At 38.4% G+C, this 25179-nt stretch carries 20 protein-coding genes; 4 read left to right on the forward strand and 16 right to left on the reverse strand.

Going from position 1 to position 25179, the window contains the following annotated elements:
- Positions 1 to 5: 5 nt before the first annotated feature.
- The 5 genes from addA to MLD65_RS08380 all read right to left on the reverse strand — a co-directional run bounded on the left by addA (position 6) and on the right by MLD65_RS08380 (position 11867).
- Positions 6 to 3734, reverse strand: coding sequence for a helicase-exonuclease AddAB subunit AddA (gene addA / locus MLD65_RS08360; RefSeq protein WP_243291423.1), 3729 nt, complete (start codon positions 3732 to 3734; stop codon positions 6 to 8).
- Positions 3727 to 7221, reverse strand: coding sequence for a helicase-exonuclease AddAB subunit AddB (gene addB / locus MLD65_RS08365; protein ID WP_243291424.1), 3495 nt, complete (start codon positions 7219 to 7221; stop codon positions 3727 to 3729). The genes addA and addB overlap by 8 nt, the downstream gene beginning before the upstream one ends.
- 443 nt (positions 7222 to 7664) lie before the next feature.
- Entirely contained in the window at positions 7665 to 8450 is a 786-nt protein-coding gene (locus tag MLD65_RS08370; protein WP_243291425.1) for an endonuclease/exonuclease/phosphatase family protein, read from the reverse strand.
- A gap of 5 nt (positions 8451 to 8455) precedes the next feature.
- The gene (locus tag MLD65_RS08375) at positions 8456 to 10099 is read right to left on the reverse strand and encodes a PTS transporter subunit IIBC (RefSeq protein WP_243291426.1); all 1644 of its coding nucleotides are present in this window, start codon (positions 10097 to 10099) and stop codon (positions 8456 to 8458) included.
- 103 nt (positions 10100 to 10202) lie between these two features.
- Positions 10203 to 11867, reverse strand: a complete 1665-nt coding sequence (locus tag MLD65_RS08380; protein ID WP_243291427.1) for a glycoside hydrolase family 13 protein — start codon at positions 11865 to 11867, stop codon at positions 10203 to 10205.
- A 191-nt stretch (positions 11868 to 12058) separates the two neighbouring features.
- Between MLD65_RS08380 and MLD65_RS08385 the strand changes: the two genes are divergently transcribed.
- Positions 12059 to 12295, forward strand: a complete 237-nt coding sequence (locus MLD65_RS08385; protein ID WP_243291428.1) for a DUF3953 domain-containing protein — start codon at positions 12059 to 12061, stop codon at positions 12293 to 12295.
- A gap of 76 nt (positions 12296 to 12371) precedes the next feature.
- On the opposite strand, the gene lepB is transcribed toward MLD65_RS08385, so the two are convergent.
- Both lepB and MLD65_RS08395 read right to left on the reverse strand, forming a co-directional pair.
- Positions 12372 to 12878 (reverse strand): signal peptidase I, encoded by a 507-nt coding sequence (lepB, locus tag MLD65_RS08390; RefSeq protein ID WP_279326012.1) that lies wholly within the window; start codon positions 12876 to 12878, stop codon positions 12372 to 12374.
- Positions 12879 to 12883: 5 nt separating this feature from the next.
- The gene (locus MLD65_RS08395) at positions 12884 to 13513 is read right to left on the reverse strand and encodes a TVP38/TMEM64 family protein (protein ID WP_243291430.1); all 630 of its coding nucleotides are present in this window, start codon (positions 13511 to 13513) and stop codon (positions 12884 to 12886) included.
- Positions 13514 to 13756: 243 nt separating this feature from the next.
- Here MLD65_RS08395 and MLD65_RS08400 point away from each other — a divergent pair, with 243 nt between their 5' ends.
- Positions 13757 to 14131: a YhjD family protein gene (locus MLD65_RS08400; protein WP_243291431.1), complete on the forward strand. Its 375-nt coding sequence runs from the start codon at positions 13757 to 13759 to the stop codon at positions 14129 to 14131.
- A gap of 212 nt (positions 14132 to 14343) precedes the next feature.
- On the opposite strand, the gene MLD65_RS08405 is transcribed toward MLD65_RS08400, so the two are convergent.
- A complete protein-coding gene (locus tag MLD65_RS08405; protein ID WP_243291432.1) occupies positions 14344 to 14931 on the reverse strand; it encodes a competence protein ComK in 588 nt (195 codons plus the stop codon).
- A 237-nt stretch (positions 14932 to 15168) separates the two neighbouring features.
- Between MLD65_RS08405 and MLD65_RS08410 the strand changes: the two genes are divergently transcribed.
- Positions 15169 to 15396 (forward strand): IDEAL domain-containing protein, encoded by a 228-nt coding sequence (locus tag MLD65_RS08410; protein WP_243291433.1) that lies wholly within the window; start codon positions 15169 to 15171, stop codon positions 15394 to 15396.
- Between the two features lie 131 nt (positions 15397 to 15527).
- Here the strand turns inward: MLD65_RS08410 and aceA are convergent, their stop codons facing one another.
- From aceA to MLD65_RS08440, 6 genes are all read right to left on the reverse strand, one after another.
- The gene (gene aceA / locus MLD65_RS08415) at positions 15528 to 16814 is read right to left on the reverse strand and encodes an isocitrate lyase (RefSeq protein WP_243291434.1); all 1287 of its coding nucleotides are present in this window, start codon (positions 16812 to 16814) and stop codon (positions 15528 to 15530) included.
- 128 nt (positions 16815 to 16942) lie between these two features.
- Positions 16943 to 18535, reverse strand: a complete 1593-nt coding sequence (gene aceB, locus MLD65_RS08420; RefSeq protein WP_243291528.1) for a malate synthase A — start codon at positions 18533 to 18535, stop codon at positions 16943 to 16945.
- A 358-nt stretch (positions 18536 to 18893) separates the two neighbouring features.
- Positions 18894 to 20150 carry a M48 family metallopeptidase gene (locus MLD65_RS08425; RefSeq protein ID WP_243291435.1) on the reverse strand — a complete coding sequence of 419 codons (1257 nt, stop codon included), beginning with the start codon at positions 20148 to 20150 and terminating at the stop codon, positions 18894 to 18896.
- Positions 20151 to 20284: 134 nt separating this feature from the next.
- Positions 20285 to 20590, reverse strand: coding sequence for an AzlD domain-containing protein (locus MLD65_RS08430; RefSeq protein ID WP_243291436.1), 306 nt, complete (start codon positions 20588 to 20590; stop codon positions 20285 to 20287).
- Positions 20583 to 21308, reverse strand: coding sequence for an AzlC family ABC transporter permease (locus MLD65_RS08435; protein ID WP_243291529.1), 726 nt, complete (start codon positions 21306 to 21308; stop codon positions 20583 to 20585). The genes MLD65_RS08430 and MLD65_RS08435 overlap by 8 nt, the downstream gene beginning before the upstream one ends.
- A gap of 24 nt (positions 21309 to 21332) precedes the next feature.
- Positions 21333 to 21890, reverse strand: coding sequence for a helix-turn-helix domain-containing protein (locus MLD65_RS08440; protein ID WP_243291530.1), 558 nt, complete (start codon positions 21888 to 21890; stop codon positions 21333 to 21335).
- 186 nt (positions 21891 to 22076) lie between these two features.
- Between MLD65_RS08440 and MLD65_RS08445 the strand changes: the two genes are divergently transcribed.
- Positions 22077 to 23354 (forward strand): ATP-binding protein, encoded by a 1278-nt coding sequence (locus MLD65_RS08445; RefSeq protein ID WP_243291437.1) that lies wholly within the window; start codon positions 22077 to 22079, stop codon positions 23352 to 23354.
- 41 nt (positions 23355 to 23395) lie between these two features.
- Here MLD65_RS08445 and MLD65_RS08450 read toward each other — a convergent pair whose 3' ends face one another.
- A complete protein-coding gene (locus MLD65_RS08450) occupies positions 23396 to 24187 on the reverse strand; it encodes an ABC transporter ATP-binding protein (protein ID WP_243291531.1) in 792 nt (263 codons plus the stop codon).
- The gene (locus tag MLD65_RS08455) at positions 24162 to 25151 is read right to left on the reverse strand and encodes an ABC transporter permease (RefSeq protein WP_243291438.1); all 990 of its coding nucleotides are present in this window, start codon (positions 25149 to 25151) and stop codon (positions 24162 to 24164) included. Before MLD65_RS08455 ends, MLD65_RS08450 begins: the two co-directional genes overlap by 26 nt.
- Positions 25152 to 25179 lie beyond the last annotated feature (28 nt).

Genomic DNA, 25179 nt, shown 5'->3' on the forward strand with positions numbered 1-25179 from the left:
CCTTATTATAGCTTAATCGTTAACGGTCCATCGAAAAAGTATAAATATTTTTCAGCTAGCTGTTTCTTTGTAATTTTCTCAATGGCTCGTGCGTATAAATCGATTTGCACACGATAACGATTTTGCAAAGTTGGAATGGCTTCCTCGACAGTGGAAAATCTTCCACGAATTGTATCGGTCTTATAATCTAGTAACACGAGGCCTTTTTCATCTTCAAATAAGCAGTCGATAATCCCTTGAACTAAAACCGCTTCCCCTTCTAATCCATTTATTTCTTTTTCATATATTTCATTCGCTCGCATCGCGAAGCTAAATGGCACTTCTCGCTCTATATTTATAGCTCTTTTCAGTCTGTTTCCGATATCCGATTCCAAAAAGGCTAAAATTTGATCAACTTGTATTGATTTTGCTTGAACATCTGTTAAGATTTCTCTTTTTACTAAGTCTTCAATTAAGAATTCGATGGATTGTTTCGTTACTCCTTCGTTAAACGTCATATGTTGCATGACCGTATGCATAGCCGTTCCGATTTCTGCTTTCGATAATGACTTTTCTTGTAAAAACGTTGGGCGGTTAAATAAATAAGGAGACGACTGAAATACCGTATTGTCGCTATATTCATCTTTATTTAGCGTTTGGGATCGTTTAATATCTGAAACCGATTGTTTTGAGCGATGAGTCGTAGCTGCTTGAAATGGATATTGCCACTCAAGCCGAGACGTTACTTTCTCTTTCCATTCGCTTTCAACAGTTACTACTTCACGGTTCATAATGGCATTCATTTTTTCTTCTAATTGGTCGGTTTCTTCTCTAACATGGTCGTGAAAATGTGAATCATGAATAAGCTCGATCTGAAACTTTGCTTGGTATGAATATATGTCATGTTCCATCTTCATGTCCTCTTCACGCAATATATGTGCATCCTTATGACGAATGAGTGCAGGACCAATCCAATCTAAATAACATTTCGCTTTCGACCGTTCAAAATCAGGAAGTAGCCAATCTGAATGTGAAATCATCTGGCGCCATTCCGCAAACGATTTTTCTGCTTCTTTTACGGTGCCGATAAGCATAAGCTTCTCTTTTGCTCGTGTTAAGGCAACATATAACACTCTAAGCTCTTCTGAAAGCATTTCGATTTTCATTTTCTTCTTCATCGCAATAAGCGGAAGTGTCGGATAGCTAATTCGCTTTTTCGGGTCAATATATTTGGAAGCAAAGCCTAACTCTTTATCAAGTAAATACTTTCGGTTTAAATCCATCATATTAAACGGCTTCGAGAGTCCAGCAACAAACACAACCGGAAACTCCAAACCTTTACTTGAGTGGATCGTCATAATGCGTACGACATCTTCTTGTTCCCCTAACGCGCGAGCAGCCCCTAAATCATCCCCGCGATCTTGCATGCGTTCAATAAATCGTAAAAATCGAAATAAACCTCTAAAGGATGTTGTTTCGTATTGACGTGCTCGGTCATATAAAGCTCGTAAGTTCGCTTGACGTTGCTTCCCCCCAGGCATTCCCCCGACAAAATCGAAAAAGTGTGTGTCTCGGTACAACTGCCAAATAAGATCAGATACCGGCCCTTTTCTTGCTAAGTCACGCCATGTTGAAAGCCCGGCAACAAACGGTTTTATCTTTTCAACTACATAACCGTCTTCAGCACTTGACTGTTGTAAAAAAGTTTGAAGCGCTTCATAAAAAGCTCCTTTTTTCTTATACGTACGAATAATGGCTAATTCATTGGCATTTAGTCCGACAATCGGCGAACGTAAAACTGAAGCAAGCGGTATATCTTGATACGGGTTATCGATTACTTTTAATAACGACAACATAATTGCGACTTCCGTAGCTTCAAAATATCCTGTTGAAAGATTGGCATAGACAGGTATTCCTTGTTGTTTGAACTCCTCTATCAATTGCGGTGCCCACGGCATTGCCCGTAATAAGATGACGATGTCACGATAGGTGATCGGTCTTGTCCGACCGAGCTTTCGATCAAAAATTGGAAATTGCTTTTGGATCATTTCTTTAATTTTTGTTACCATTAATCGCGCTTCGAGCTGAGCTGTCTCAAGCTCTTCTTCTTGAAATAGCGCGATGTCGCCTTCTTCCGTTTCTTCTCGTTTAGCTCGGTCAATGATATACAATTCTGTCTTCATATCATCATTGTCCGGATACGAAGCGCCAAGCTTTAATTCGGCATCTTCGTTATAATCAATCTCGCCGACATTTTCTCCCATCACTTGCTTAAAAATATAGTTCGTACTATCTAATATTTCGGATCTACTTCGAAAGTTTTTCGCTAAATCAATGCGAAGACCGGAGCCTTCTCCTTCTGGTGTAAACCGTTTATATTTCGATAAAAACAAAAATGGTTCTGCTAAACGGAAGCGATAAATAGATTGCTTAACATCGCCAACCATAAATAAATTTCCGTCTTGTTCCTCTCCACTTTTGACGAGCTTTATAATCGCTTCTTGGACAAGGTTTGTATCTTGATATTCATCGACTAATACTTCCGCGAATTGCTGTTTGTAATATATTGCAGCATCACTTGGAATAAGCTCTCCATGCTCATCTTCTTCCGTTAATATTTTTAAGCAATAATGCTCCAAATCAGAGAAATCAACGAGCGCTTTTTCTTTTTTTACCGCCTCAAAACGGTTAGCAAATTGTTTCACTAAATTGACTAGTACTGTCATGACTGGAGCCATCATTTTCAAATCTTGCATGTAATACTGAATGTCCCGATTAAACAGCTCATCTTTCAGCTTTTGCACTTGCTTTTTCACGCTATCTCGCATTTTCGTCACTTGCTCAAGAAGCTTAGGGTCATATTCATCCCCTTTACACGGTTTAGCGCGTGAAGGCTTAAAGCTTTGTACCTTTTTCCCAAGTTCTTCCCAATCCGTGGCATGAATCATTTCTTCCATTTGCGCGATGTCATCCGTTAAGTTTTCAGCTCTCGGCGCAGGACCTCCGGCAATTTTCGTAATCTCTAACGCTCTTTTTAACTGTGTGATGCCACCTGCTAACTGCATGTGGACGTCCTTTTGTAAATATTGAAAGAATGGCAGTTCTTCAAAAGAACTTGTTTCATTGTGTTCATACATAGCAACAATCGTATCAAGCCACTTTTCAGGAGTTGGGTGCGAACGTGAAAATAAATATAAAGAACGGATTAAGCTTTGCAAATCCGTGTCCGTTCGATCACCTGTATACCGATCAACGAGATCAAAAAACGGTTCATTGTTTTCCATTCCATACTGTTCTTCAAATAGCTCATCTAACACTTCATCCATTAATAATTCGATTTCCGTCGCATCTGCAATGCGAAAACCTGGGTCTAAATCGATTTTATAATAGTACTTCCTAACAACATTCAAACAAAAGGAATGTAATGTCGAAATTGATGCTTTATTTAATAGTGTCAATTGTCTTCTTAAATGAAGGGATGCAGGATTTTCTTTTAATGCTTTTTCTAATGCCTCCCCAATTCGGTTTCGCATTTCCGCTGCAGACGCATTTGTAAAGGTTACGATGAGCAAACGGTCAACATCGATGGGATTTTCCTTCGAAATGATTTTTCGAATAATCCGCTCGACTAACACGGCTGTCTTCCCTGAACCAGCCGCCGCCGCTACTAAAATATCGCGGCCAGTTGACACAATCGCTTTCCACTGATCGTCCGTCCACTGGCTATTTTCTGGCTTTTTCATCCAATCACTCATCGCCATCCTCCTTTCTTATGATCTCTAACACTTCTTGTGCTTTCATATTTTTTAACGTTCGATATTCATTCTTTTCTAATGATTCGTCAAATTGACAGATCGTTTTAAATGAGCAATACGTACAAGGCTTTTTATCTTTTAGTTTGTAAGGTGAAATCGAAACCGTTCCATCCGTTATTTCCGATCCGATACGAATAAATTCCTTTCGAATATGGTGACGTAATACATCAAACTCTTGTTCACTTGCGATCGATGAATACGAATAAAAGCCACCCGTCTTTTTGATTCCCGCTGCTACAATATTAGAGCGTCCATGTTCAAGTGTTCGGTCCATTAATTTAACCGCTTCTTCTTCTCCTAGTAAGAGACCATTCATCTTAAAGCTTTTGAAAATTTCTTCTTCAATCACATCATCCGTTACTTGACCAGATGTTTGGATAAACGGGTCGTGAATATGGAAGTATAGTACCCCAGCAGGTGTCGCTTTTACCCCTAGCCATTCTTGAGAGTGGGAAATGACAATATCTAAATAAGTTAGCATTTGTAAGGCAAGTCCATAATAAACTTCCGTTAAATCAAGCACTTTGTCACTTGATTTAAAATCGATAATGCGAAGTAACGTACCTTGTGAGCTTTCCGCTTTATCCACGCGATCGATTCGACCGATTACCTCCATCGTGCAGCCATTTTGTAACGTAAAGCGAAACGGCGGAAGTTGTTGACTTTTTCCGAAGCCAAGCTCAATTTCAACTGGAGCAAAACCACTCATCCGTGCATGATCACTTAAAATAGACGACGCTCGAGTCATAATTTTTTGTAGCTTTCGCTTTAAGTAATGATGACGATTGGAACTTAATAATATTTCCCGCTGCAGCTTTGGTGCGAGCTGTTCCACTGCATCGAACGAAAGCTTTTCACACTGATTCTTCGTTAAATCACGCCAATCAAGTTGTAATTGCTTAAGACGATCAGACATCTGCTTTAACGCCGCATGGAATAATTGCCCGATGTCTGGGGCATTTAAGCGAAATGTTTCACGCTCCTTTAGCTTTAATCCATGCGAGGCAAAATGGGAAAACGGACATCTACGGAACAATTCCATCCTTGATACACTGCCTTGAATATGTTCTCCGTATAGCTTCCGGCTCACCTTTTTGTCTAACGTTTTTTCTTCATTTTTATAAAATAAACTGCTGATCACTTTAATAGCATGCTGCTTCCATTTTGAATTCGTCATAAAAAAGTTATAAACTTCCCACCAAACATCATGAATCGGATATTGTTTCTTCCAGTTTTGCAGTTGAGTCGTCAAAAGCGATAATGTTACATTTGGACTAACAAGAAACGAGAGTTGTTCCTCCTCATCCATCGTTTCCGGTTCATTCACAAACACCGTTTCCTTTACTTGTGGGAATAAATCGTTGAGACGGCGAATGATAACGGATGGAAGGAGCGCTTTTCCTTCCTCATCTGCTAACGGGTACGAAACGTATAAATGATTTTGAGCACTTGTTAAGGCTAAATAAATTAAAAAGTTTTCGTCTAATAACTGCCTTCTCGCCGTTGGAGCTAGCTCCAAGCCGCTATGGAATAACTGTTCACGATCTTCATCAGATAACACACCATCATCATTCGGCTTCGCTGGTAACACCCCATCATTCACACCGATCAAAAAGGTTGTTTTTAACCCGTAAAAGCGCGAGCGATCCAGACTTGCCACAAGCACTTGGTCGATGGCTGGAGGAACGAGCGCAAATTTCATCGATTCCATCCCTGCATCTAATACGTCTACAAATAAGGAGACAGAAATGCTTGCATCCCCCATCATTTCAACGAATTCATCGAGTAAATCCATTACGGCATTCCAAACTTGACCGTGTTCTCTTGCTTCTATTAATCTACCTTCTTTTTCTGCTTCCTGGCTTAATACTTCAAGCTTTTCCGGTACATTTAATTCTTCTAAATATAAATAAAGGGCTTCTGCCATTTTCCGCCCTGTTTTTGCTCGCTTCAATCGTTTACGAAGCGTTTCGATCGGCGGGACAATTACCTCTCTTAAATCATTGATGAGTTCCTCCATCTCTCGTTCTTCATCTGTTTTAACATAATCGTCCTCTAACGAATAATAGCGCCTGTATGTCCATCGTTCATTTGCTGTCCACTTCGACCCTTGAATGCCATATGATAGACAGTAGTTTTCTAGTACATCCATTTGTTCACGCATTTTTTGTTTCGATACATCTTGTGGATAGAGAAGCTCTGTTTTGACGCAGCGAAAGACCGCTTCATATCGCCAATTCCCTGTGATCACTTCAAATGATGAACGAATAAACTCTATAAGCGGATGATAAAGCATGGAACGCTTTTCATCGATAAAAAACGGAATCTCAAAATCTTTAAACACTTGTTCTATTAAATCATGGTAGCGATTCATATCCCGAATGAGCACGGCCATGTCACGATATCGAGCCCCTTCGTCCCTAACTAATCGTTTCATTTCTCGGGCAATCCCTTCCACTTCTGCCCGTTTATTAACAGCCTGTGCGATCGTCAAAGCTGGTTTCTCATCATAAGCTTTGGTCGGGCGGGATTCATAATAATTTTCTAAATGGATAAGGGACGGCTCTTCTTGAAATCGAACCATTTCCGTAAGCGTCACTTCATCGATATCGTGACCATTTAATCTCGCTAATTCAGCGAGTTTATGATACGTCATTCCTGTCATATGAAATAAATGTAATTCATGTGGTAAATGCTCATGGAACGGCTTATCAGCCGTAATGGCAATCGTTATGTTTTGAGCTGTTTTCATTAATGAGTCGATCACTTCATATTCTTGTGGAGTAAAGCTATGGAACCCATCTATATAAATCTCTGCTCCCTTTACATAGTCCGACTCGATTATTTTTTCAGCGAGCAATTTCAAATAATCTTCTGAATCAATATATTTATTAGCTAACTCCTTTTCCAGCTCACGATAAAGGAGCAGCATATCATGCAACTTATCTGCGAGTGCTTTTTCATGACTTAAATCATTTGCAAGCAAGCTTTGATAGCGGCCTTCAAGCTCTTCAGGTGAAACCATATATCGTTTAAACTCTGTTATCATTTGCTCGACATGGTCGATAAAACCTGTTTTATCACTCGCTTTTACGAACACTTTAAATTCATGTTTTTTCTTATCGATAATTTTTCTCAGCATCATGTGCACACCCGTTGATGATAAGTGCTTCCGGCTGATGCCACCCGTTTCTTGAAGAACACGCCAAGCTAAACGACTGAAGCTTAATACTTGTGCACGTACCATTCCATTTAATTCAGGTGCTTTCACAAGTTCATATTCCATCGCAAATGTCATTTGATCTGGAACAATATACATAATGGCAGGACCTTTGAGCGGCTCTTCTGTTAGCTGACCTTTTATTTCGCGTAAACATAATGCCGTCTTTCCTGTTCCGGAACGACCAATTAAAAAACGAACGCTCACACCATTCTCTCCCTTCATAAGAAATGCGGAAGGCTCCCCAATTGCGAATAACTCTCGCCCACTCTGGTAAGAAACGTCGCCTTCCTGGCTCCGCGAAAAACAAGCAAGCCGGCTAGAAGGTTGCTTTTCACCTTCTAGAGGACCCTCTTGTGACTCGAGCCGATGACGCCTGGAGCTGGACACAAAAAAGACTTTCTAAAAAACATGGAAAAAGGGACAATCGATTTGTCCCATTTGTTTCGCATTCCGTTTTTATTTTTCTACCTCTATTTTACTTGATTTATAAAAAAAAGTGTATCCGCAAGTTCGGTTCAAATTCGCACAAGTTTAGATCATAACTCCGCAAATCACAAAAGAAATCCACAACTTCGTAAAAAAAGCGCACGAGGGACGGTTCTGGTGATATTTTAAATAAGGCTGCCCACATGGACAGCCCCTAATCATTATATTTCTACTTCAACCCCGAAGTGGTCAGAAACGACAGGTCGATTTTCACCGTTAAAAACAACAGCTGACGTTTGCACAGGTATTTTTCGATTCGTGAAAATGAAATCAATGCGTAAATCGTGATGATTATCGTTCCAACCAGCTATTTTTCCTTTAACCGTAATCCCACAGTCTTTTTCCTTCGCTAATTCATACGTGTCATACAAACCGCTTTTCACCAAGTAATCATAGCCTTCATTTCGACTATTAGCATCATTATTAAAGTCACCCATTAAAAATACCCATTTGTCTTTATTTATACGACTTAATAACTGATCGACTTGATCTTGAAACGGCTCTTCCACATCCGTCCACCAACCGAGGTGACAAGAATAGAATAGTAGTTCTTCATTCTTTATCCTTACTTTTGCTTCTACAATTTTTCGAGATTTCCATTGATGGATGGAGTTGCTTCTCGATACATAGAATGATCTTGCTTTTTCAATGGGGTGTTTCGACAAAATCGCGACCCCTTCTTCATATGTATCATAAGCTAAATGTGACATATCCCAATAACAATGATAAGTAGGCCCTCCCATTTTCTTCAGTTGTTGTAAGATCATGAAGGCAAAATTATCTTCCTTTAGCTGACCTTTTACTCCTTTAGCATCGATAGACTGACTGACTTCTTGTAAAGCGATACAATCGTATTCATTTTCTAAAATAGCCTCTGCTATCCATTTTATTTTTTCCATTTGGTTTTCTTCTTGCCAAGAGTGACAATTTAATGTTAATAATTTCAAGGTTTTCACGCTCCTAGTAAATCTTGTATGTCAGACTTTATGACATCCGCTTTTGGACCGTAAATGGCTTGAACGCCATTCCCTTTCACAATTAAGCCGAGAGCACCTTGTTCTTTCCATTTTGCTTCATCTGCAACTTTTGACATATCGGTAACCGTCACACGGAGGCGTGTCATACATGCATCTACTTCTTCAATATTGTTTTCTCCACCTAAGAGTGCAATGATTTCCGCTGCTAGTGAATGTTCTTTTCTACTTACTTTTTGAGCATTTTGAGTAGTTTCTTCTGATTCGATATAATTTCCAGCGCGCCCTGGTGTTGGAATATTCATTTTCTTAATTAAGAAATTAAACACGACAAAGTTTACACTAAAGAATACGACACAAGAAATGACAAAATTAATGAGATCACGGATCAAGCCTGCTTGGACAATCATCGGCGTACGTGTTAGTAACTCAATGAAACCAAAAGAATGAATACGTAAGTTGATCATATCACTAATTGCAAACGAAATACCGGTTGTTATCGCATACACGATATACAAAATAGGTGCAATAAACATAAACATAAATTCAATCGGCTCTGTCACACCTGTTAAAAATACGGCTAACCCAGCAGATAAGAACATCGATTTATATTTTGCTTTTTTATCTTTATCGACATTGACATACATCGCTAACGCTATACCGAGTAAAGAAGCCGTTGAGGCGATGACTTGTCCTACTTTAAAACGAGCCGGTACGACATCAGCTAGTAACGCTTTATAGCTTTCCATATCACCAGCTGCTTTTAAATGGTTTAAATCGGTTACCCATGCAAGCCATAATGGATCTTGACCCGCTACAATTTGTCCAGCTTTCTCTCCCGTTAAAATCGTATATGTGCCACCAAGCTCCGTATAATTCATCGGTACGGTCAGCATATGGTGTAAGCCGAACGGAAGCAATAATCGCTCTAACGTACCATAAATAAACGGGGCAATAATGGGTGCTGAATTACGTGAAGAAGCGATCCAACGACCAAAATCATTTAATAACCCTTGAACAAATGGCCATACAAAAGCTAAAACAACAGCTGTTCCGACAGAATAGACGATCACGACAAATGGAACGAATCGTTTTCCATTAAAAAATGCTAAAGCTTGTGGCAGTTTGTCGTAGTTATAATATTTGTTAAATAAATTCGCGCCTAAGAAACCAGAAATAATCCCGACAAACACACCCATGTTTAAAGCAGGGGCACCTAATACAGATGTAAAGTAGTCTTTTACAAGTAGTTCACTATTGAATAACGATTGAATCGTTGCTTCAGAATCTTGAAGCATCGCACTGTTTACCCCAAAAATCGCCCCTGTGACACGATTAATCAGGATAAAAGCTAACAGAGCCGCGAATGCGCCTCCTGCCCGCTCTTTCGCCCACGATCCCCCTATGGCTACAGCGAATAATATATGCAGATTCGTAATAATAGCCCAACCGATATCTTCCATAATACGGGCAATCGCTTCAATTAGCGCAACATCGCCTCCAGCCATCGCAATGAGCTTCCCTAACGAGATCATCAAACCTGCTGCTGGCATTACCGCTACAACGACGATTAACGCTTTCCCAAACTTTTGCCAAAAATCAAAAGAAAACATTTTTTTCATGTTCGAACCCTCCTAATAATTCAAATATTGTGCAATCGTTTGCATTTCACTTTAAAAATTTTTTACCATCTAAAGCAATCGGTCTTTATCCGATTGCTTCAAGTTATTCAATTCGGTACACTCTCGTCTCGTACGGTTTTAACGTTACTTCTGTAATAGGTTCTCGCTCTTTCACATCATAATTATGCAAAAGTAATTGTTCAACGTGTAGTGTCATATTGTCATGTTTAAAAACAACTTCTTGCTCACTTAAGTTACAGATTACTAACACTTTTTGTTCCTCTAATGTACGTGTATATGCATAAATAGTAGGGTGCTCTTCCAATAAAAGATCGTACGTTCCATACGTCAATACGGCATTTTCTTTTTTCAATCGGATCATCTTTTTATAAAAATTTAAAATAGACTGTGGATCTTTTTTCTGTTTTTCCACGTTTATATTTTTATAGTTTGGATTTATTCCGATCCAAGGAGTACCTGTTGTAAACCCTGCATTTACTTCATCCGACCATTGCATTGGCGTTCGTGAATTATCGCGTGATGATGCCCATATAAGCTCCATAATTTCCTCATGAGGCATGCCTTCTTCAAACTTAATTTTGTAGAAATTTTTCACTCTTACATCGTCATACTCGTCGATTGTTTGGAAATGAACGTTTGTCATGCCAATTTCCTGACCTTGGTAAATGAACGGTGTTCCTTGCATAAAGAAATACATCGCTCCTAGTGCAGTAGCACTTTCACGCCAATACGTTTGGTCATTTCCCCACGTTGATACAATTCGTGGAATATCGTGATTTTCGATATATAACGCATTCCACCCTTTGTTTTCTAACCCTTTTTGCCATTTTGTTAACACTTTTTTCAGTTCAACAATATCGACATCCTTTTTTGATTCGGCATCCCAAAGGTCTAAATGCTCGAACTGGAACACCATATTAAATTTTCCACGTTCTTCACCGACCCAAAGCTCTGCATCTTCCACTTTTACTCCGTTCGCTTCTCCGACCGTCATAATATCGTACTTCGAAAAGGTTTCTTTTTTCAGCTCATCTAAGTACGTATGAATACCATCGACATTCATATGTTTTTTAAAGGATGGCACATATTTTAAACCTTTTGGGTTTGGCATATCAGGAAGTCCATCTTCTTTTTTTATATGGCTGATTGCATCAACACGGAATCCGTCAATTCCTTTATCAAGCCACCAATTCACCATCTCGTAAAGCGCTTTCCGAACCTTTTCATTTTCCCAGTTTAAATCTGGTTGCCTGCGAGAGAAAAGGTGTAAGTAATATTGATCTGTCGTTTCGTCATATTCCCATGCTGAGCCGCCAAAAATACTTTCCCAGTTGTTCGGTTCTTTCCCCTCTTTTCCGTCACGCCAAATATACCAATCGCGCTTCGGGTTATCTTTTGATGAGCGGGATTCAATGAACCATGGATGCTCATCACTCGTATGATTAATGACTAAATCTAAAATGAGCTTCATACCGCGTTTGTGAACTTCAGTTAACAACTCATCGAAATCGCCCATAGTTCCAAAATCTTTTAATATCGCTTTATAATCACGAATATCGTAACCGTTATCATCATTTGGCGATTGAAAGATTGGACAAATCCAAATAACGTCAATTCCTAATTGTTTTAAATAGTCTAGCTTCGAGATGACCCCTTTTAAATCACCGATCCCGTCACCATTTGAATCCATAAAGCTCCGCGGATAAATTTGATACGCGACCGCTTCTTTCCACCACGTTTTTTTCATTTCGATCCCTCTCTCTTTTTGTGCAATCGTTTGCATAAATTAATCATAACAATTTTTCATAAAATTTCAATGACCTTTTGTAAGTTTTGTCATTTTTTTCTTTAGAAATAAGATAGATCGTAATAAAATTGAAACAACTTCACTTTAATTGAGAAGTTCTCTCATTCTTACGGGAGTACGCCTTCCACTGAATGAAGTTTCACTTTATCGTGTTAAAAGCACTTCATATCATCATTGCCTTGTTTGTAATTGTGTTAGCGGCTTATGGTTATTTTGCCAATCAAGATGAGGTCCTTCCATATGTTATGACTTTATTAGGCGTTATGCTGCTTGTTGTGGGGCTTTCAGAAATGAAGCAGCATCGAAAAACGATTGCTGTTATATGTTTTGCAGCCTCGCTTTTTATATTTTTTGTCGTATTTTTTTAAACGTATACAATAAAAGAAGGTGCCAAACTTAATGGACACCTTCTTCTTTCTACCGGAAAAACCAACTCTACACATTTTATGACGGATTTACTTTTCCAACGACATCTTCCATTTTAACAAAGCCAAAGTGGCGACTATCTCGACTATTTAACCGATTATCTCCAATGACGAAAATACAATCATCAGGGACTGTTTTCTCACCTGTCACTTCTTCTAGCGTAAAATCTCCTGTTAATGGACTATTAAATCCTTCACTTTTTTCCTTTGGCAAAAACGACTCTTTCCTTTTCTCTCCATTCACATACAGTTGATCATTTTTATATTCAATTTCATCTCCAGGAAGACCGATGACTCGTTTTACTAATATATCCTTTTCCTTTGGAAGTTGGAACACGACAATATCGAAACGATCCATATCTTGAAACTTGTAACTCCATTTATTAATAGAGAAATGTTCACCCTCTGGCAACGTTGGCTGCATTGATTCGCCGTCGACCGTATATTCAGCAAAAACAATATTTTTTATTCGTCCTATTGAAACAACGAAAGTCAAGATGATAACCATTAAAAAGAATTTCTTCAAAGGACTCACCTGCTTTTTTTCTTTTTTTTGCTTTTTTCAATGAGTGAGACATTTAACCGTGCTTCAATTTTCCTTCCAATGAACCAAAGCACCCCGACAATAATGGTAACAACGACTGTTCGAATCGGCTGTTCCACAAGTGCCCGCAAATCATGCCCGATATAGCTAACTGTAAAAATCATAACAGCTTTTCCTGTAATGACAGCAAGGACAAATTGCCAAATGTTTATTCTTGATAAACCAGCGACTACATTGATGGCCGATGATGGTGTAAACGGAAAACAAAGCATAATAAATAGTGGGCCAAATCCATGCTTTTCAACCCAATGCATCATTTTACGAATTTTTTCATGCTTACTTAAAAAGCGGAAGAAGCGTTCCTGCCCAAACTTCCGTATAAGCAAAAAAACACCAATCGAGCCAACGACCGTTCCAATCCAAGATAGTAATGATCCAAGCCAAAGTCCAAATGAATTGGCGTTTGCAAACACAAATAAAAATAACGGAAGAAACGGTAAAAAGGCTTCAAGCATCGGTAAAATAATGCCTGTTAACGGACCTAATGCCCGATATTCAACAAACAATTTTTCAATATCTTCTAAATCGATAGAATTTAAAAAATTTATAAAATCCATTAGTACAATAGCTCCTCAAATCGTAACAGCTTCTATATTTATTGTACACCTTTTATGAGAAGTTTAAAATAGAAAAGCACAAGCGCCTTGCCCACCCTCACACAAACATAAACAACTTGTTCAATATTTTCACACTTTAGTGATGGTAAATTTTACAAAATAGCTTTTCCATACTTGAAAAAAAGAAATGAATCAAGTAAAATAAAATACGAACAAACGTTCTAAGAAGTGAGGGTATTACTAATGAATCGAATTCCAGAGACGATTCGTGATGTCATTGAACAGTCGATTTATTTGCCAATGACCATTACCGTTTTAAACCGAGATTTAAACATCGTAGAGAAAAGTCCATTCAAGCTCAAACAACCATACGTACACATCATCGAAGAAGCGATAAAGCTTGCTCAAAAAGACTTAGCTCATGCAAAACGTGAATTGCGGAAATTAAACATCAAAGTCCTTCGGCGAAAACAAGACGAAGCCTTTACCTTATATAGTTTTTTCTATAAAGGGTACGAAGAACAACACAACTACTTCAATCCAAGAATTCGCAACAAAGTATCCGAGCTGTTAGAGCATTATTTATTTGAAGCGAAGAAGCCAAAAGAAGAAGCTTAAGGGGCTGTCCGACAAGTCGATTTTCCGACTATGGTTGCCCCTATTACATCATATTTCAAGAGATTTGCCCTTTTCGGACAGCTCCCCTTATTGCGAAAATTTATGCATACAAATGGCTCGCTTTAAATTGTGCATACATCTCTCCTCAAAGTAGAACAATGGTTACGAATCCCGCTACCTATATTCCTTACGAAAAAACATCAAAAAACTGGTTAACACTCTTTCATTCCTTTGCGGAGCTCTCGTACAATTTGTTCATATAATAATGCTTTGGACCCGTCTGGAAACAATAAGAAATCCATTTTTCGTTTCTCTTCTTCCATTCTTGATGAAACAACCGTACGAAGTTGTGCTGTTCGATAAAATTGGTTACGAAAAGATGTAAATGAAATATCTAGCTTGATTGACTCATTATTATGAAACGTAACAATCGTTTGGTCATGTGCTTCCTTTTTAAAACCGGAAATGTGAGCATGTGAAAGCCATGCACATTGGGGTTTGGCTGGAGAATTTGTCGGGAAGAAATAAATCGTATTTGCTGGATCAATGACAATAGGCGGTTTATGAGTGATACCGATAAGCTCCTTCGTCCCGGTCTTTCTCCCTTGAAAGCTAGCGCCATAATAACGGCAACTTTTGTCAATAACTTGGGTAGTGCGAGTGTTAACATACACGACTTTTTGAAATTCAATAATTTTGGCTACTGGCTGATTAGAGTCAAAGTGGGGAAGAATCGCCATTGTTTGAGCATTAATGATATAATTGTCCAATATTTGTGCATCATTCCAGTTCGTGTTCATATACACAACTCTCCTTCAAACAATCTATACACAATTTACCATCTTCTTATGTATTTTTCTATATGTTAAACGTATTGAAATCAAAAATTGACATTATTTACAAAGCATTCATACTTCCTTAATAAAAAATAAAAGCTTGCGATTCAATTAATTAAATTTTCTAAAAATTATAAAAATTTGTTGATTTTTTAAGCTAATCACCATATAATAAAAAAAAGGCATCAGGGGTGATGTTCCATGAAGGAGCGCAAGTCTTATACAGAGATGATGAAGGCACGGTCATCAAAGGGTAGTTCGCAGGACTTTATGTTAGATGTTTATATTCAAATGGTGTTTGACGAGGCGGTGTTCAATTACAAAAAGCTTCAGCTAGAAGAGAAGGTGAATGAAGCGTTAGATCAATTAGACAAAGAACGGTTTCTTAAGCTTTCTGAAGAATATGCACAGTTTGTAAGGTTTGCATAAATCGTAGCCAATCCCTTTGGTGGATTGGCTTCCCTCTGTCATCATGAATGTACAGCAAAAGATGTTCCTATAAGAAAGAGCCAATCCTTTTATCGGATTGGCTCCCAAATGTGCGTCTTTTTCCCATCACCCTATTTTGTGCTTGTAAATTGTTCGGCTTCTGTGGAACCTTTAAGCGCGGTTGTTGAAGACGTTCCACCCGTAATGACTTGCGCGACTTCATCGAAATAACCTGTACCGACTTCACGTTGATGACGTGTTGCTGTATACCCGTACTGTTCACGATCAAATTCAGCTTGCTGAAGCTCAGAGTATGCTGCCATGCCTTCGTCTTTATATTTTCTAGCAAGTTCAAACATGCTGTAATTGAGTGCGTGGAAGCCTGCTAGTGTGACAAACTGGAACTTATAACCGAATTTTGCGATTTCTTTTTGGAAGCTTGCGATCGTTTGGTCGTCAAGCTTTTTCTTCCAGTTAAAGGATGGTGAACAGTTATACGCTAATAGCTTTCCTGGATATTTTTCATGAATCGCTTCTGCGAAACGACGTGCCTGCTCAATATTTGGTTCAGATGTTTCACACCAAATTAAATCCGCATACGGAGCATACGCTAATCCTCTAGCAATCGCTTGATCAAGACCTGCACGTGTACGGTAGAATCCTTCTGGTGTACGCTCACCTGTAATAAACGGTTGATCACGCTCATCAATATCGCTTGTAATTAAATCAGCTGCGTCCGCATCCGTACGGGCAATAATAATTGTTGGTACCCCCATAACATCTGCTGCGAGTCGAGCGGAAATTAAATTACGGATGGCTGTTTGGGTCGGAAGTAATACTTTACCGCCTAAGTGACCACATTTTTTCTCTGACGATAATTGGTCTTCAAAGTGAACAGCAGCCGCACCCGATTCAATCATTCCCTTCATCAACTCAAACACGTTTAACTGTCCACCGAACCCAGCTTCAGCATCCGCAACAATTGGTGCGAAGAAGTCAATGTCATCTCGCCCTTCTGCATGATGAATTTGATCAGCCCGTTGCAACGCTTGATTAATCCGTTTTACAACATGTGGAACACTGTTAGCTGGATATAAGCTTTGGTCTGGATACATTTGGCCAGCTAAGTTTGCATCAGCCGCTACTTGCCATCCGCTTAAATAAATGGCTTTTAATCCTGCTTTTACTTGCTGTACCGCTTGATTTCCAGTTAATGCACCTAATGCGTTAATAAAATCTTCTGTTTGCATGTAATTCCAAAACTTTTCAGCCCCACGCTTTGCTAGCGTATATTCAATGTCGATGGACCCTCTTAATTTAATAACCTCTTCTGCCGAGTATGGACGTGTAACCCCTTTCCATCTTTCATCCATTTCCCAGCTTTCTTGTAATTTCTTTACTCTTTCATTCATTGTCATTTATAATCTCCCCTTTGTTTTCTAATGAAATCTATAAAAATTGAAGTGGCTGTTCATAACGTAATCGCTGGCAAAATTCTTTGCTTTTTTGAACACCACACTCTAACTCCCTTACCCCAAAATTGTCGTTAAGCTAATTGTTCATATCCAGGAAGCGTTAAAAACTCTGTAAATTGTTCTGAGCGAACAAGTTTATCAAAAAGAATAGTCGCTTCTTCAAATTTCCCCTTTTTAAATGCTTCTTCCCCTAATTCCAATTTGATTTTCTGTAGTTCTTCTTCCTTTAATTGTTCATATAATTCAACCGTTACGTTACGACCGTCTTCTAACATTCCTTTTGGATGGCGAATCCACTGCCAAACTTGGGCTCTTGATATTTCAGCGGTTGCTGCATCCTCCATTAAGTTGTGAATCGGTGCAGCTCCACGTCCAGACAGCCATGATGCGATGTAGCGAATCCCAACATCAATATTTGTTCGAAGTCCTTGTTCGGTAATTGTGCCATTCGGTACCTCGAGCAACTGCTCCGCCGTAATCTCCATATCATCTAGCTTACGGTCTATTTGATTTTTTCCTTTCATGTATTGATCAAACATCTCTTTAGCCACAGGTACAAGTCCAGGGTGGGCAACCCATGTCCCGTCATGACCATCACGCGCTTCACGTTCTTTATCTTGACGCACTTTTTCAAAAGCAGCTTCATTTTTTTCCGGATCGTTTTTAACCGGAATTTGAGCAGCCATCCCGCCAATAGCAGGTGCTTCTCTACGGTGACATGTTTTGATCGCGAGTAAAGAATACGCTCTCATAAATGGAACCGTCATCGTAACTTGGGAACGATCTGGTAAAATCACATCTTCGTGATGGCGCATTTTTTTCAAATAGCTAAAAATATAATCCCATCTACCACAGTTTAACCCTGCAGAGTGTTCCTTTAGCTCATACAATATTTCATCCATTTCAAACGCAGCTAAAATGGTTTCGATCAGAACGGTCGCTTTTATGGTTCCTCTATCGATACCTAATTCATCTTGAGCAAAGCAAAATACATCGTTCCAAAAGCGGGCTTCTAGATGACTTTCTAGTTTTGGTAAGTAAAAATAAGGACCGGTGCCATTATCGATTAGTGTTTTTGCGTTATGATAGAAAAACAAACCAAAATCCATTAAACTACCAGACATTCTTTTACCATCTACAAGAATATGTTTTTCTTCTAAATGTAAGCCGCGTGGGCGAACAATTAATGTAGCTGTTCCTTCTTTCAGTTTGTATGTTTTACCGTTTTCATTTTCAAACGCAATCGTTTGATTGACTGCATCTCGTAAGTTAATTTGCCCTTCTATTAAATTGTCCCAGGTCGGTGATGTTGCATCTTCAAAACACGCCATAAACATTTTAGCCCCTGAGTTGAGTGCGTTAATCACCATTTTCCGATCAACTGGACCGGTTATCTCTACTCGTCTGTCTTTTAAATCTTCTGGTATTGGAGCAATGGTCCAATCGCTTTCTCGAACGTGCTTTGTTTCATCTAAAAAAGAAGGTTTTTCTCCCTTGTTTAAACGCTCTTGCCTTTCTTCCCTTTTCTTTAATAACTCTTTGCGTCGCTCTCCAAACTTCTGTTCAAGCTTTTCTAGAAATTGAAGTGCGTCTTTTGTGAGGATCTCGTTGTACGCAGGAGACTTAATCGGACCAATTACTTGAATACTTGATGTCGTCTTCATGTCCATTACTTTTATCACACCTTCCTATCTGTTGTTATAATACAGATTATTAATCTTTGATATTAATATATAACAGAGTGTTAGAAATTGAAATACTTTTTAGAAAATTTATCCTACACATTTTCTTATCGATGTTTATAAGTTTTCGTTAATGAGAATGAATCTAGAAAGACGAGAAAAGCGAAGGGCGCCTTGCTCACCATCGGACCAAAATGTTCTTCATTCAATCAAGTCGCTCTTTGCCTTTATTGGATGAAGGTTATTTGACCTCGAGGGGGTAAGTCATTAGTGAATTTAAACTTTCTGAAACAATAAAAAAGAACAGCCTTTCGCTGTCCCTCCCAAAAATATCCGCTTTTTATTGTTCATCTTCCTCTTGTATATAAAGAATCCGCTCCATTAAAGTTGGGTGTCCATATCGGAATATTTTAACGAGCCTTGGTGGATTTACTTCACTTAGTCCGTGCTTTGATAAATCTTGAAACGTTCTCACTGCAGCATCAGCATTTTCCGTCATTTCAATTGCATACAAATCGGCCTTTTTCTCTTGCACCCGTGACATCATGTTGGAAAATGGACTTACGGCAAACGACAGCATACCGATTATCATTAAAAACAGCGGAAGCGAAGAAATGTCGCGGATGCTCGTAATCTTCAGCTGCTCTTTCCATTTGCCACAAACAAAGCGCATGAGGCGACTCGTCAAGTACAGTCCAAAAAAGGAAAGGAGTAAATAGGCGCCTATGCCATAATAAATATGCTTCATCACGTAATGACCCATTTCATGTGCCATAATGAACAAAATTTCATCTTCCTCTAGCTTTTGTAACGTCGTATCCCAAAGCACGATACGAGAATTAGAACCAATTCCAGTTACATAAGCGTTTAACGCATTCGTTTTCATCGACATGTTGACTTCATACACATGTTCTGCAGGTATATTCGCTTCATCTGCAATCGCTAAAATTTTTGCTTCAAGTTCCTTATCTTTAAGCGGATAAAAATCATTGTATAATGGGTCAATAACAACTGGTTGAATAAACATCATAAAGAGAGAAAACGGGACTGATAATAGCCAAGCATAGAGCCACCAGCGTTTTTCAAACTTCCGAATCAACCAATATAAAACGACGACAATGAGCAACATTAAAGCATAATTAACGAAAAAATCGATGATTGAATCACGAATCCATCCAGATAGTGGCTGGGTTGTAATTTGGTAATCTGTTGAAATTTTATATCCGATCCATTCCAAAGGTAGTGTTAAAACCGTGACGAATAAGGATAGCCAGAAAAAATAAAGAGCTGTTTGGATGACGGAAATCTTTGACGCGGTTTGTGCCCACTCTTGAAACTTTTTTGATACCCCAACGCTCAATATGACAAAGAAAAGGAACCATTCGAGAGGAATTCCGATAAAAAATAGCAAATTTTTAATCCTCGAATAGTCTTGTGAAAGAACTAACTCTCTCCCATTCATAAATGTTTTTGGATCTACAGCTGTTCCTTCATATCCAGAAGGAATCGAATTATTTGTAACATAAAATAAATACCAATAAATAAACAAACCGTATAAAAAATAAAGAATTACGGATGCCGTGAGCCACTTTCTCATGGTAAGCCCCCTTCGTGTAGTCAAACTCTCTCTTTATCAGTTTAGTTAAAAGCTTGTCAAATTAGAACAAGCATTTTTAAAAAATAAAAAACAGGAGAAAAACCCCTGTCTTCCGTTTAGCGAGTTTAAATTGACTAAAAAAATACACTATAAAGACATAAAACAGCGATCGATGACATAACTACAATGATCGCATTTGCACCTATATAAGCAACAACAAACGCTGTTACGGCACCGATGACTCCAAATATAACATCTTCTTGAATGAAAAATACGGCGGGAATAATGAGAGCCCCTAGCGTTGCGTACGGTACATTTTTCAAAACGTTTTGCCAAAAAGGCGGCAAGTTCATATTTTGAAACATAACAAGCGGGAGCATTCGTGGAACGTACGTCACAATCGCCATTCCGATGAGAATGAGCATGATTTCCTTATTCATCTTCTTTCACCTCAAGCTTCCATTTTGTCCAAATCCACTCGACAAATATCGAGGCTGACAAAGTTCCAACAACGATAGACCATCCAGCAGACAACCATTCCATTAAAACAAATAATGAATTCATGACAGCAGCAAAGGTAGCTAATAGTAACACTTTCCGATGTCTTTTCATAGAAGGAACGAGAAGCCCAATAAACAATGCATAAAGAGCAATGGCCATACTCTCTTGAAGCACAACAGGTAAGTTGACACCAACAACGTGACCGACCCCTGAATGAATGACCCAGCTTGCATAGGAAATGAAGATGAGCCCAAACATATACGAGGTTGAAACCGTTCCTTGTTTTACCGAAGCAACCGAAAACGTTTCATCTGTGATCCCGAAGCTATAGAGCATTCGTTTCCAAAGTGAATCTTTTTCCATCTTTTCATTTAAAGAAGCAGACATTAAAAAATGTCGAATATTCACAATAAAAGTCGTTAAAATAATTTCTGCCGCTCCGACTCCTGCAGCAATAAAGCTAAGAGAAATATACTGGGCAGCACCAGCAAAGACAAACATGCTCATCATTACCGTTTCCATCAAGGTTAAGCCTGTCTGCTCCGCCAACAGTCCAAATGTTAACGCAACAGGAAAATATCCAATCGCAATCGTTAAACCAGCTTGAATACCTGAAAAAAATTCTGATTTCTGTTTTGTTACGGCCGATGTCGAAATCACTCTTCCTTCCCCCACTCTTTTTTACGATTCTGGATAATAAATAATTACGGTAAAATGCGTCATAACATCTGTTGAATTTCGGTAAATATGTGGTTCATCTGCTTGAAAATGAATCGCTTCTCCTTCTGTTAACCTGTACAATTCCCCATTTACCGAGAAGTCTAATGTTCCTTTCTGTACAAGAATATACTCTTCTACTCCCTTTAGGTGCCCTTCAGCTTCATGGGCATAATGAGCATCAAGCGTAACAGAAAACACTTCAAATTGCTTTCCGAATTCATACGGAAATAAAGGAAACACTTGATATTTTCCATCCTCATCTATAACTGGTGCAACACGATTTTTTGAAACAATCTTTACTTTCTTCGTTTCTTCTTTCATCAATGAAGAAAATGACACATGTAGCCCATTTGAGATTTTCCACAGTGTCGAAACAGTTGGATTGGATTCCCCCCGTTCGATTTGACCTAACATCGCTTTACTTACCCCCGTTAACTCGGAAGTTTTATCAAGGCTTAACCCTTTTTCTTTTCGAATTTTCGATAAATTTTTTGCAATATTTTGCTGAATTGATTCCATCATTTACACCTCGAAATCGTTTTGTATATTGTAACATACATTTGTGCGTTTTACTATACACTTATCCATGAGCAGTAGGAAATGACTATATGAGCTATACGACTCAACAGGACTTATGATATGATGTGTTATGGAGTAATCTGAGGATGTTTCAATGCATTTGTTGTACCATTTAGGAGAATTGACATGTTGATTAATATTTTGAAACCTTTAATTGTAAACTATATGATTATCATATCATTTACAGTTAGCACGAATCTTTTCTTTCCTTTTAAACGAAACAAACATTCTACGATGAAGGAAAAAGTGGTTTATGCATTGATTGGGTCAATCGCTGCAATACTATGTATGGTTTTTCCGATTGAAGTGCTATCGGATACGAATTTTGATTTACGCATGGTTATCGTTGTGGTCATTACTCTATATCAAGGAGCTGGGGTAGGTTTTGTTACCTTTGCCGCTGTCTCTATCATGAGATATCTCATTGGGGGACAATTTATTATACCCGGCATTATAATTAATTTTATTGCTCTTCTTATAGGCATTGTCTTTCAAAAACCATTCAGAAGAACTCAAAGCAAATGCAAAATCGCTCTATTTATTTTCAGTTTATATACTGCCTTGGCAATCATTACTCTGGAATCATTTGTTCCATTTTTACATTTAACCTTTTATTTAACTTACTTTTCTGCTTTTTTATCAACCATGATTGTCTTAATTTTTATGGTGGAAAAATTAATTACGATTAACGATCGACTTGATGAAGCTGTATATTTAGAAAACTTAAAAACTGTTAGCCATATGGCAGCCATTTTTGCTCATGAAATTCGAAACCCATTAACGACGGTTCGTGGGTTTATTCAATACTTAAGTTCAGATCATCGTCATCAAGAACTACCTCAATATTCTAACCTTATTCTAGATGAACTTGATCGAACAAACGATTTTATTTCAGACTACTTATCCTTAACGAAGCAAGGAAAAGGAGAGAAAGAGACGGTAATTGTTGAAACGATTTTACAAGAAACGATTGATCTGATGAACCCGACAGCTCAACTTAAAAAGATCAAGATCGAGGCCAATTTATCTAAGCAGCATTTCATTCATATTGAAAAAAATATGTTAAGACAGGCTTTGCTAAATATAATGAAAAATTCGATTGAAGCGATCGAAAACAAGCATGTAACTTCAGATGGAAGAATTTCCATCACAACGATCACGCTGTCAAATCAAAAAGTTGCCATTCATATTGAAGATAATGGCGTTGGTTTAACGAAAGAAGAGCTGCAAAGAATCGGACTTCCTTATTACACGACCAAATCGAAAGGAACCGGTTTAGGCACGTTAATTATGAACAAATTGATTCGTGATATGGGAGGAACGGTTCAATACTATAGTCAAAAAGGTCACTGGACGAGAGTCGAAATTATCTTTCCAATTACAACAAATAAAAGCCCCTGCTAACAAGATTAGCAAGGGGCTTCTTTTTTCAATCGTTTAATATTCTAGGAACCTAACAATACTCGGTCTGATACAGATCCGTTAATTTTTTCAAATTCTTGCATGAGTAATGGAATGGTGAGTTCTTTTTTCTTTTCCTCTAATGCTTCAAAAATAATTTCACCTCGGTTCATCATGATGAGACGATTTCCAAGGTCGATTGCTTGCTGCATGTTATGAGTAATCATGATCGTTGTTAATTGATATTCTTCAATAAATTTTTTCGTTAAGGAGAGGATCACTTCTGCACGTGCTGGATCTAACGCAGCGGTATGCTCATCTAGCAGAAGGACTTTTGGTTTTGTAAAGGTTGCCATCAACAAAGATAACGCTTGACGTTCCCCTCCTGATAATAACCCCACTTTTGCATGAAGACGATTTTCAAGTCCAAGCCCGAGTAATGATAGCTGTTCTTTGAACTGTTTTCTTCTTTTCGATGTCACACCTTTTACTAATGTGCGCTTATGAACACGCCCGTAGGCAATGGCTAAATTTTCTTCAATCGTTAATGTTGGAGACGTTCCAGCAAGAGGGTTTTGGAATACGCGCCCGATATATTGAGCCCGTTTATATTCTGGTAATGCTGAGATTTCGATCCCTTCTAACCATACTTCCCCATCATCAGGAAACAACTTTCCAGCCACAATGTTTAATAATGTAGATTTTCCTGCTCCATTACTTCCAATGACCGTTATAAAATCACCTTTATTAACTTCCAGATGTAAATCATTTAAAGCGACCTTTTCATCTAGAGACCCTTCATTAAAAACTTTATATATTTGCTTTAGTTGAAGCAACTTCCTCACCCCGCTTTTTCTCCATGACTTCTCTTCTGCGCAATATTTTTCGCTTTTTCTCTCTTTTTTTATCAATGTAACGCGGAATGGTTAAAGCTAATATGACGATACATGCGGTAATTAATTTTAAGTCTCCCGTTTCAAAAAAGTTAAATCGTAATGCGAACGCCACAATGAGTCGGTAAACGATCGCGCCGATAATAACCGCTAATGTAGCTCGAAAAATAGTCTTACTTCCGATAAGCGCTTCACCAATGATAACGGAAGCCAGTCCAATAATAATCATTCCAATTCCCATTCCAATATCACTAAAGCCGTTGTATTGGGCAATTAAAGCACCTGATAAAGCAACTAAGGCATTGGAAAGCCCTAAGCCAATGATTTTCAACAAATCAGTGTTCGCAGAAAAGCTTTGAATCATCTGCTCGTTATCGCCAACTGCTCGTAATGCAAGACCAACTTCTGTTTTGAGAAAATAATCAAGTATCCATTTTAAAAGAGTAACGAGAATCAACATCGATAAAACAACGGACCAAGTTTTCGGTGTAAAAGACATAAAGCTTTTAAACATTTCATCAATAGGAGCTAATACATGTAATAGATTCGTAAATAACGTTTCTTCTTGAAGCAATGGAACATTGGATCTGCCCATGATGCGCAAGTTTATAGAATAAAGGGCAATCATCATTAATATCCCAGATAAAAGTGGATTAATTTTCCCTTTCGTATGCAGTAAACCTGTAACAGTTCCTGCTAAAAAGCCGACAAATAAAGCCGTAATGGTTGCTAAAGCGGGAGGATACCCATTCACAATCATAACGGCACATACCGCAGCTCCTGTAACAAAGCTCCCATCAACCGTTAAATCCGGGAAATCTAAAATTCGAAATGACAAATAAACCCCAAGAGCCATGATGGCATATATAAGTCCTGATTCAAATGATCCAAAGATAGCTATTGGCATGTTTACACCCTTCCGACAAAAAAGTAAG

Source organism: Bacillus sp. FJAT-47783 (assembly GCF_022808615.1).
Lineage (GTDB): Bacteria > Bacillota > Bacilli > Bacillales > Aeribacillaceae > Bacillus_BZ.

Excerpts from the sequence above, each read along its gene's own strand:
- addA (WP_243291423.1), bottom strand. The coding sequence starts at position 3,734 with ATGAGTGATTGGATGAAAAAGCCAGAAAATAGCCAGTGGACGGACGAT.
- MLD65_RS08375 (WP_243291426.1), bottom strand. The coding sequence starts at position 10,099 with ATGAAAAAAATGTTTTCTTTTGATTTTTGGCAAAAGTTTGGGAAAGCG.
- MLD65_RS08380 (WP_243291427.1), bottom strand. The coding sequence starts at position 11,867 with ATGAAAAAAACGTGGTGGAAAGAAGCGGTCGCGTATCAAATTTATCCG.
- MLD65_RS08385 (WP_243291428.1), top strand. The coding sequence starts at position 12,059 with ATGAAGTTTCACTTTATCGTGTTAAAAGCACTTCATATCATCATTGCC.
- MLD65_RS08395 (WP_243291430.1), bottom strand. The coding sequence starts at position 13,513 with ATGGATTTTATAAATTTTTTAAATTCTATCGATTTAGAAGATATTGAA.
- MLD65_RS08400 (WP_243291431.1), top strand. The coding sequence starts at position 13,757 with ATGAATCGAATTCCAGAGACGATTCGTGATGTCATTGAACAGTCGATT.
- MLD65_RS08405 (WP_243291432.1), bottom strand. The coding sequence starts at position 14,931 with ATGAACACGAACTGGAATGATGCACAAATATTGGACAATTATATCATT.
- MLD65_RS08410 (WP_243291433.1), top strand. The coding sequence starts at position 15,169 with ATGAAGGAGCGCAAGTCTTATACAGAGATGATGAAGGCACGGTCATCA.
- aceA (WP_243291434.1), bottom strand. The coding sequence starts at position 16,814 with ATGACAATGAATGAAAGAGTAAAGAAATTACAAGAAAGCTGGGAAATG.
- aceB (WP_243291528.1), bottom strand. The coding sequence starts at position 18,535 with ATGAAGACGACATCAAGTATTCAAGTAATTGGTCCGATTAAGTCTCCT.
- MLD65_RS08425 (WP_243291435.1), bottom strand. The coding sequence starts at position 20,150 with ATGAGAAAGTGGCTCACGGCATCCGTAATTCTTTATTTTTTATACGGT.
- MLD65_RS08430 (WP_243291436.1), bottom strand. The coding sequence starts at position 20,590 with ATGAATAAGGAAATCATGCTCATTCTCATCGGAATGGCGATTGTGACG.
- MLD65_RS08440 (WP_243291530.1), bottom strand. The coding sequence starts at position 21,890 with ATGGAATCAATTCAGCAAAATATTGCAAAAAATTTATCGAAAATTCGA.
- MLD65_RS08445 (WP_243291437.1), top strand. The coding sequence starts at position 22,077 with ATGTTGATTAATATTTTGAAACCTTTAATTGTAAACTATATGATTATC.
- MLD65_RS08455 (WP_243291438.1), bottom strand. The coding sequence starts at position 25,151 with ATGCCAATAGCTATCTTTGGATCATTTGAATCAGGACTTATATATGCC.